Raw genomic sequence first — 8,014 nt, 5'->3', positions numbered from 1 at the left:
GTCCGTTGCTGACCGGCAGGAACGGCCGCAGCCGTTCCCACTCGGCATCAGTCAGATCACCCCGCCCCATGTCCACATCAACGACCCGGACACGAAGTAGTCACATGATCGACCGGACAAGTCCTAGAAGGTGAGCACCGCGCGGGCCACACGTCCGTGGTGCGCGTCCTCAGCCGCTGCCTCGAACTCCTCGATCGGATAGGTGCGGGTGACCAGTTCGTCCAGCAGCAGGCGCCCCTGCCGGTACAGGTCCGCGTACAACGCGATGTCGTTGGGCGGGCGGGAGGAGCCGTATCGGCAGCCGAGGATGGACTTGTCCAGGAACAGCGCGGCGGGCAGGAAGACCGCCTCCGCGTCGGCCGGCGGCATCCCCAGCAGCACGGCCTGACCGCGCCGGTCGAGGAGGTCGACCGCCTGCCGTACCAGCGCTGTGCTGCCGACGCACTCGAAGGTGTGCGCAGCGCCGTCCGGCAGGATCTCTTTGACGGCGGCGACTGTTCCCCCCGCGCAGTCGGCCCGCGAGGCGTCCACGAAGTGGGTGGCGCCGAACTGCCGGGCCGCCGTCTCCTTGCCCGGGTCGGCATCCACGGCGACGATCGGGGCCGCACCCGCGATCCGGGCGCCCTGCAGCACATTGAGTCCGACGCCGCCGACGCCGATCACCACCACGGACTCGCCCTGCCCGACCCCGGCCCGGTTGAGCACGGCGCCGACGCCGGTCAGCACGGCGCAGCCGATGAGCGCCGCGCTGGTGAGGGGGATGTCGTCGGGGACCGGGGTGGCCTGGACGGCCTTGACGAGCGTCCGTTCGGCGAAGGCCGAGTTGGCGGCGAAGTTGTACAGCGGCTTGCCGCCCCGGGTGAAGGGCTGCTCGGGTCTGCCGATGGTCCGTCGGCACATGGTGGGGCGCCCCCGCGCGCACTGGGGGCAGGCGCCGCAGTTCGCAATGGTGGACAGTGCCACATGGTCCCCGGGCGTCACATGCACCACGCCTGCTCCGACGGCTTCGACCACGCCGGCGCCCTCGTGCCCGAGAACGACGGGCCGCGGGAACGGGATCGTCCCGTCGATGACGGACAGATCGCTGTGGCACAGCCCCGCCGCCCGGATGCCGACGAGCACTTCGCCGGGACCGGGCGAGCGGATCTCCAGGTCGTCGACGACCTCGGCCCGCGCGCCCTGCAGAATCACCCCTCTCATACCGCTCCCGCTCCCCTCGCCTCACTCGTCACGACGGCCAGACGATCGACTGCAACTCGCTGTAGGCGTGCAGCCCGAACGAGCCGCCGTCGCGGCCGACTCCGGACTCCTTGAAGCCGCCGAACGGCGTCTCGGGGTGCCGTTGCACGGTGTTGATGCCGACGTTGCCGCTGCGCAGCCGCGCCGCCAGCCGCCAGGCGCGGCCCGTGTCACCGCTGAACACATAGTCGTAGAGGCCGTAGGGGGTGCTGTTGGCGAGGCGTACGGCCTCGTCCTCGTCCGCGAACCGCAGCACGACGACCACGGGCCCGAACAGCTCCTCGCGCGCCACGGTCATCTCCGGCGTCACGTCCGTGATCAGTGTCGGCGCGACGTAGAAACCGGTGGCGGGCCGCGTGGGCCGTACGCCACCCACCACTACCGTCGCGCCCTGCTTCCGAGCGCCGTCGATGTACGCCTCGACGCGGTCGCGCTGGGCGGCGGAGATCACCGGGCCGATCACGGTGCGCTCGTTGGTGGGATCGCCGAGTGTCAGTGCGGACGCGTACTGTGAAAGGGCAGTCACGAACTCGTCGTGGAGCGAGTCGTGTACGAGCACACGCGTCGGTGCCGTGCAGATCTGGCCGCTGTGGAAGGTCCAGGTCGAGGCGACCGAGCCCAGTGCTGCTTCGCGGACCCTGCCGACCGCGTCGTCCAGCACCAAAGCCGCACCCTTTCCACCCAGTTCCATGAGGGTGCGCTTCATTCCCCGTCCCGCGTTCCCGGCGATCTCCTTTCCCACGGAGGTGGAGCCAGTGAAACTGATCATGTCGACGTCCGGGTGTGCCACCAGGGCCTCACCCGGCGCGGAGCCCGAACCGGTGACCACGTTGTAGAGCCCGTCCGGCAGCCCCGCCTCCTTCAGCAGCGGGCCCAGCTCCAGGCAGCTGAGCGGATCCTGCGGCGCGGGCTTGCAGACCACGGCGTTGCCCATGGCCAGCGCGGGCGCGACCTTGCCCGCGAGGTTGACCACGGGGAAGTTGTAGGACGTGATGCAGCCGACCACGCCGACAGGGCGTCGAACGGCGGCGGCGCCGATCAGCCCGCCCGGGGCCAGGGCGCTGGGCCCCACGGGCTGTGGTGCCAGGGGCACGGTGTCCGGCTCCAGCGCGCCGCGCGCGTAGCGGCGGAAGCGGTCAGCAGCAGTGGGCAGTTGCATTCCGCGCGCGACCTTGAGGGTGGCACCGGTCTCGGCCTGCAGGAGCGGTACGAGTGCGGGGCCGCGCTCGGTCAGGAGCTCGGCGATCCGCTCCAGCACCCTGGAGCGCTCGCGCGGGTCCGTGGCGGCCCAGGGCTCCTGCGCGGCCTGTGCCGCGGCGACGGCGGCGGCCACGTCCGCGGCATCCGCCTCGGGGGCCTCACCGACCAGCAGTTCGGTGGCCGGGTCGATGACCGGGTAGTGACCGTGTGCCGGGCGGCGCCAGTCGCCGCCGATCCAGTTCCGGTAGGCCCTGGGCGGCTGGACGGGTTCGTGCTCCGCGTCCGCGTACGGTGTGCGCGTCGTGCTGGGTTCCGCCGTCACCTGCGTGCCTCTCTCGGCAGGCCCAGCACCTGCTGGGCGAGGATGCCGCGCTGGATCTCGTCCGAGCCGCCGTAGATGGTGTCGGCGCGGGTGAACAGGAACAGTCGCTGCAGGGCGTCGAGTTCGTAGGGCCGGTGCGGCGTCCAGTCGTACGGGCCGAGTGCGGCGCCGGCCCCGCGCACCTGCATCGCCAGTTCGCCGAGTCGTTGGTGCCAGCGCCCCCACAGCAGCTTGGCGACGCTGGGCGCCCCCGGAACGGCCCCTTCGCCGTTGCCGTTGCCGTTGCCGCCGAGGGTGCGCAGGGCGTGCCAGCGCATCGTCCGCAGCTCGGCCCATGCCCGCACGAGCCGGTCGCGGAGTACGGGGTCGCGCTCGATCGCACCGTCACGCACGGCGAGGCGCAGCACACGGTCGAGTTCGGCGGCGAAGCCGATCTGCTGGGTGAGGGTGGACACGCCGCGCTCCAGCGCCAGCAGGGAAGTGGCGACCCGCCAGCCGTCGCCCTCAGCGCCCACCCGGTGGCCGGCGTCGGCGCGTGCGCCGTCGAACAGGACCTCGTTGAACTCCTGCGTGCCCGACATCTGCCGGATGGGCCGGACCTCGACGCGGCCCGGCTGGTCCATCGGCACCAACAGGAAGGAGAGCCCCCGGTGGCCGCCCGTGCCCTTCTCGGTGCGCGCGAGGACGAAGCACCAGTCGGCGTCGTGGGCGAGTGACGTCCAGATCTTCCGGCCGGTGACGCGGTACCCCCCGGCGCCGTTGCCCGCCCCGGGGTCCCGGACGGCGGCGGTGCGTACGGCCGCCAGATCGGACCCGGCGTCCGGCTCGCTGTAGCCCTGGCACCACAGTTCCTCGCCGCGGGCGATGGCGGGCAGGAAGCGGTTGCGCTGCTCATCGGTGCCGTGGGAGAGGAGGGTGGGTGCGAGCAGGTTCTCGCCGATGTGGCCGACCCGGGCGGGGGCGCCCGCACGGGCGTACTCCTCCGCCCAGACGACCTGTTGGGTGAGGGTGGCGGCGCGGTTGCCGTAGCTGCCGCGGCTGCGCTCCCAGCCGACGCCGATCCAGCCCGCTTCGCCCAGTTCGCGCTCCCAGCGGCGGCGGACGTCGGTGGCCTGGTGCTCGCTGCCGGGCCCGCCCTGCCCGGCGACGGAGGCGAAGTCGCCGACGAGGTGGTCGTGCAGCCACTGGCGGGCCCGCGCCCCGAACTCCTCGTCCTCGCGGGTGAAGCCGAAGTCCACACGTCCTCCTCTCCGCTCCTCGGTCGGGCCGGGCCCGTCCCGAGGTCCTGGGTCTCGGCTCATGCGTTGGGGCGGTCCTTGCGGGCGGCGGCCGCGGCCATCTCCTTGAGCCGCTCCAGCAGGGGCATCGGGTCCTGGCCGACGGTGCCGGGCAGGTGGTCGGCGAGTTGCTGCGGTGTCCAGGAGCCGTCGGCGTAGGCGGCCCGCAGTTCCCGGGGCTGCGCCCACACGGCGACCTTGGGCCCCGCGACGGTGTAGACCTGTCCGGTGATCTCCCGCTGTCCGGCGTGGTCGCTCAGCAGATAGACGACGAGGGGGGCGACGTCCTCCGGTTCACCGATCTCCGTCAGCTCCGTGGGCACGTTGGCGGACATCCGGGTGCGGGCCACGGGCGCGACGGCGTTGGCGGTCACGCCGTACTTGTGCAGGCCGAGCGCCGCGCTGCGGACGAGGGAGATGATGCCGCCCTTGGCCGCCGCGTAGTTCGCCTGGGAGACGGAGCCCTGGTGGTTGCCGCTGGTGAAGCCGATGAGGGCACCGCGGCGCTGGGTGCGCATGACGGTGCTCGCGGCGCGGAAGACGGTGAAGGTTCCCTTGAGGTGGGTGGCCAGTACGGGGTCCCACTCCTCCTCGGTCATGTTGAACAGCATGCGTTCGCGCAGGATTCCGGCCGCGCAGACCGCTCCGTCGAGGCGGCCGTACCGGGCGAGGGCGGTGTCCACGACGCGCTGCCCGCCGGCCATGGTGGAGATGTCGTCGGCGGCCGCCACGGCGCGGCCGCCCGCCGCCGTGATCTCCTCCACCACGGCCTCGGCTATCTCGCTGCGCGGCTCGCCGCCGTCGACACTGACGCCGTAGTCGTTGACGACGACCGCGGCTCCCTCGTCCGCGCAGGCCAGCGCCACCGCGCGGCCGATACCGCGGCCGGCCCCGGTGACGGCGACGACCTTCCCGGCCAGGAAATTCCCCACGTCCGGCCCCCTCCCAACGAATCTGACGACCCGTTAGATTCTTGAGCAGGCACCGTCCGAACACAAGGCCCCGTGCGGCCCCCGCAGGCGGCGCCACTCCTACCGACCGTCCCAGGAGGACCGATGACCGTTCCCGCGCAGCACCCCGAGTTCGCACGGATCGCCGCGCGGGTGAACAACTGGGGCCGCTGGGGCGCGGAGGACGAGATCGGCACCCTCAACCTCGTGACGGACGCGGTGGTGCGGGAGGCGGCAGCCACCGTGACCACCGGGCGCCGCGTCCCGCTCGCCCTCCCGCTCCAGCAGGACGGGGTGCAGACCGGGATGATCCCCGGACGGGTGAACCCGCTGCACACGATGGTCGCGCTCAACTTGGAGATGTTCGGCCCCGGGACGGTCGCCACCAACGACGACGCCGTCACCATGGGCCTTCAGGCGGCCACCCACTGGGACGGCCTGGCCCACGTCTCACACGGGGGCCGGCTCTACAACGGCCGCCCCGCCGCCACGGTCACCGCGCACGGCGGCGCGGCGTTCAGCGGCATCGACAAGAGCCGCACAGTGGTCTCCCGCGGCGTCCTGCTGGATGTGGCGCGCGCCCGCGGCGAGGAGCGGCTGGCGGGCGACCACGCGGTGAGCCCCGAAGACCTCGACGCGGCCGAGGAGTTCGCGGGCACGCGGGTGCGGGCCGGAGACATCGTGCTCGTCCGCACCGGGCAGCTGCGTCGCTACCTCGCCGGCGACAAGAGCGGCTACGCCTATCCCTCCCCCGGGCTGTCCCTGCGCACACCCGCCTGGTTCCATGCCCGCGACGTGGCCGCCGTGGCCAACGACACCCTCACCTTCGAGATCTTCCCGCCGGAGGTGGAGAACCTCTGGCTGCCCGTGCACGCCCTGCACCTGGTGGAGATGGGGATGCTCCAGGGCCAGAACTGGAACCTGGAGGAGCTTTCGACAGCCTGCGCGCACGAGGGCCGCTACGCCTTCCTGCTGACGGCGCAGCCCGAGCCCTTCACGGGCGGCACGGGCGCCCCGGTGGCGCCCGTGGCCGTGCTGTGAGCGCCGTGAACCGGGCAGACGGGTGGCGGTGCGCCCTTGCGCGCCCCGAGCACGGCACGGCGTACCGCCACCCCACTCCGGCGCTCGGGGGGCCTGCCCTCGGACGGAGGTTGGCGCCGGACCGCGACCCGCACTCGTCGAGGAACCTCAGGCACCTCGTCGTCCCCTCACGACGAATCGCTCCACCCAAGGGTGATCAAACCGACACGAGACGTCAACACCTGGTCTGGACTTTGGGGGTTTTGCCCGTATTGCCCGGCGCGCGGTCAACCGAACGCGCCAGCACCGGCCCCCGCCACGTTGACGCGCGCACGCGCGTTCGCACCGGCGCGTACGTCTCCGTTCGCGCGGACCTCGCCACGGTCACCCACCTCCCGGTCGGCGGCCGGGGCGACCCCAGGGGTGGCCGGCAGTGGTGCGGTGTCCAGCTCGCACCACACCCGCTTGCCGCCAGGCTCGTGCTCCCAACCCCAGCGGTCGGCCAGGCCCGAGACGAGTTCGAGGCCGCGCCCATCGGTGTCCTCGCCCTCCGCCTGACGGCGACGCGGCGCACGGCTGCTCGCATCGGCGACCTCGACCCGTACCGACCCGACCGCCTCGTGCGCGGCTCCGCCGCCGCATCGCCGTGGCAGCAGCATGCACAGCACGGCCGGACAGCCGGTGTGCACCACCGCGTTGGTGACGAGTTCCGAGATCAGCAGAATCAGCGTCTCGGAAAGGGACTCGTCGGCATCCACTCCTGCTCCCGCCAGCCGGGCCCTGGCCCACCTCCGGGCGCGCCCCACCTCCGTCGGATCGGATCCGATCTCCAACTGCTCCAGAAGCACCTGCACCGCTCACACCATCCGAACTGGCGGACACATCGCCTCGCGTCTCCATGTAGTCACGGATTGTGACTCCAGCGAGAACAGCATGGTTGACTCATAGTGATGCCAACAAGCGCTTCAGGCATATTCCGGCGCAAAGGAGTAGACGCACGGCATACTGTGCGACGCCGAGCGCGGGGACTCGAACGACCGGCCCTGAATCTCGTGGACACCCTCTTGTTCCTTGGTCATCGGGGCCGTCGCCGTCTGACGACACGACCCGCGCCTTCCGTCGGCGGCCTGCCGCCACCGGGGCCGCCGCACTCGCGCCCAGGGAGCGTACCGGAGTGGAATGCGATCTTCCGCTCGTGGTCGTCACTGGACGCAGCCAAGACGCCCATAACCCTGCGTAATCAACCTCAATGGCATTCCCGTATCAATACCGCATTCACCGACATATGGGCCGCAGCAGTGCTGAGGCCAATCGCTCCTCACCGGCCACAGCAGTCCGCCACTGCTCAGCCCGCAACCACGCACGTTTCAGATGCAGATGGACATCGGCCTCCCAGGTGAAGCCCATCCCGCCGTGCACCTGCAGACAGTCGCGCGCGTTGCCCACGGCCGCGGTGTCGGCGAGGAGCTTCGCCGCGCTGATCTCCTCGTCGTCCGCGGTGACGGCCGCCGCGTAAACCACACTTCTGGCCGTTTCCGAACGGACCAGCATCTCCGCGCACAGATGCTGCACGGCCTGGAAGGCACCGATCGGCCGACCGAACTGCTCGCGCTCGCGCGCGTACCCGACCGCCAGCTCCAGCGTGCGGCAGGCGCTGCCGAGCTGCAGCGCCGCGGTCAGCAGTGCCGCCTCCCCGCGCAGCACCTCCGCGCTCACGCCGCCCAGCCGTCCGCCACCCCCGTCCGACGCCCCACCGCCGTCTGTCGCGCCGCGCCCGCCAGTCGCACCCCCATCCGTCGCGCCGCCCCCGCCTGTCCCGCCGTCCCCGTTCCCGCTCCCGGGCTGCTCGTCGGCGAACCGGCCGCTCCCGTCGTCCGGGGACTGCTCGGGCAGCAGTCCGTGCACCCGGTGCAGCGGTGAGAGCGGGTCCACCGACCGCATCGGCTCGGCGACCAGCTGCCCGGGCGCGAGCACCCGCACCGGACAGCCCTCCCCCGCCCCCGCCC

Annotated in this window: 7 protein-coding genes; 1 reads left to right on the top strand and 6 read right to left on the bottom strand. The window is 72.1% G+C overall.

Annotation, left to right across the window (positions count from 1 at the left end):
• Window positions 1-123: 123 nt before the first annotated feature.
• From KBY19_RS34995 to KBY19_RS34980, 4 genes are all read right to left on the bottom strand, one after another.
• Entirely contained in the window at window positions 124-1,200 is a 1,077-nt protein-coding gene (locus KBY19_RS34995) for an alcohol dehydrogenase catalytic domain-containing protein (protein WP_099882047.1), read from the bottom strand.
• A 28-nt stretch (window positions 1,201-1,228) separates the two neighbouring features.
• Window positions 1,229-2,674 (bottom strand): aldehyde dehydrogenase family protein, encoded by a 1,446-nt coding sequence (locus KBY19_RS34990; RefSeq protein WP_307843702.1) that lies wholly within the window; start codon window positions 2,672-2,674, stop codon window positions 1,229-1,231.
• Window positions 2,675-2,757: 83 nt separating this feature from the next.
• Entirely contained in the window at window positions 2,758-3,999 is a 1,242-nt protein-coding gene (locus tag KBY19_RS34985; protein WP_210967440.1) for an acyl-CoA dehydrogenase family protein, read from the bottom strand.
• A gap of 59 nt (window positions 4,000-4,058) precedes the next feature.
• Window positions 4,059-4,970: an SDR family oxidoreductase gene (locus tag KBY19_RS34980; protein WP_099882053.1), complete on the bottom strand. Its 912-nt coding sequence runs from the start codon at window positions 4,968-4,970 to the stop codon at window positions 4,059-4,061.
• A 123-nt stretch (window positions 4,971-5,093) separates the two neighbouring features.
• On the opposite strand from KBY19_RS34980, the gene KBY19_RS34975 reads away from it, so the two are divergent.
• Window positions 5,094-6,029: a cyclase family protein gene (locus tag KBY19_RS34975; RefSeq protein ID WP_210967439.1), complete on the top strand. Its 936-nt coding sequence runs from the start codon at window positions 5,094-5,096 to the stop codon at window positions 6,027-6,029.
• 266 nt (window positions 6,030-6,295) lie between these two features.
• Here KBY19_RS34975 and KBY19_RS34970 read toward each other — a convergent pair whose 3' ends face one another.
• Window positions 6,296-6,862, bottom strand: a complete 567-nt coding sequence (locus KBY19_RS34970; protein ID WP_099882058.1) for an ATP-binding protein — start codon at window positions 6,860-6,862, stop codon at window positions 6,296-6,298.
• A 421-nt stretch (window positions 6,863-7,283) separates the two neighbouring features.
• Window positions 7,284-8,014, bottom strand: a 731-nt coding sequence (locus KBY19_RS37090; RefSeq protein WP_282107156.1) for an acyl-CoA dehydrogenase family protein, incomplete at its 5' end; no start/stop codon positions are given.

Origin of the sequence: Streptomyces sp. B15 (assembly GCF_018070605.1) — a bacterium.
GTDB lineage: Bacteria > Actinomycetota > Actinomycetes > Streptomycetales > Streptomycetaceae > Streptomyces > Streptomyces smyrnaeus.
The sequence above is the reverse complement of the archived record's forward strand: the minus strand, read 5'-3'. Positions and strand labels throughout refer to the sequence as shown.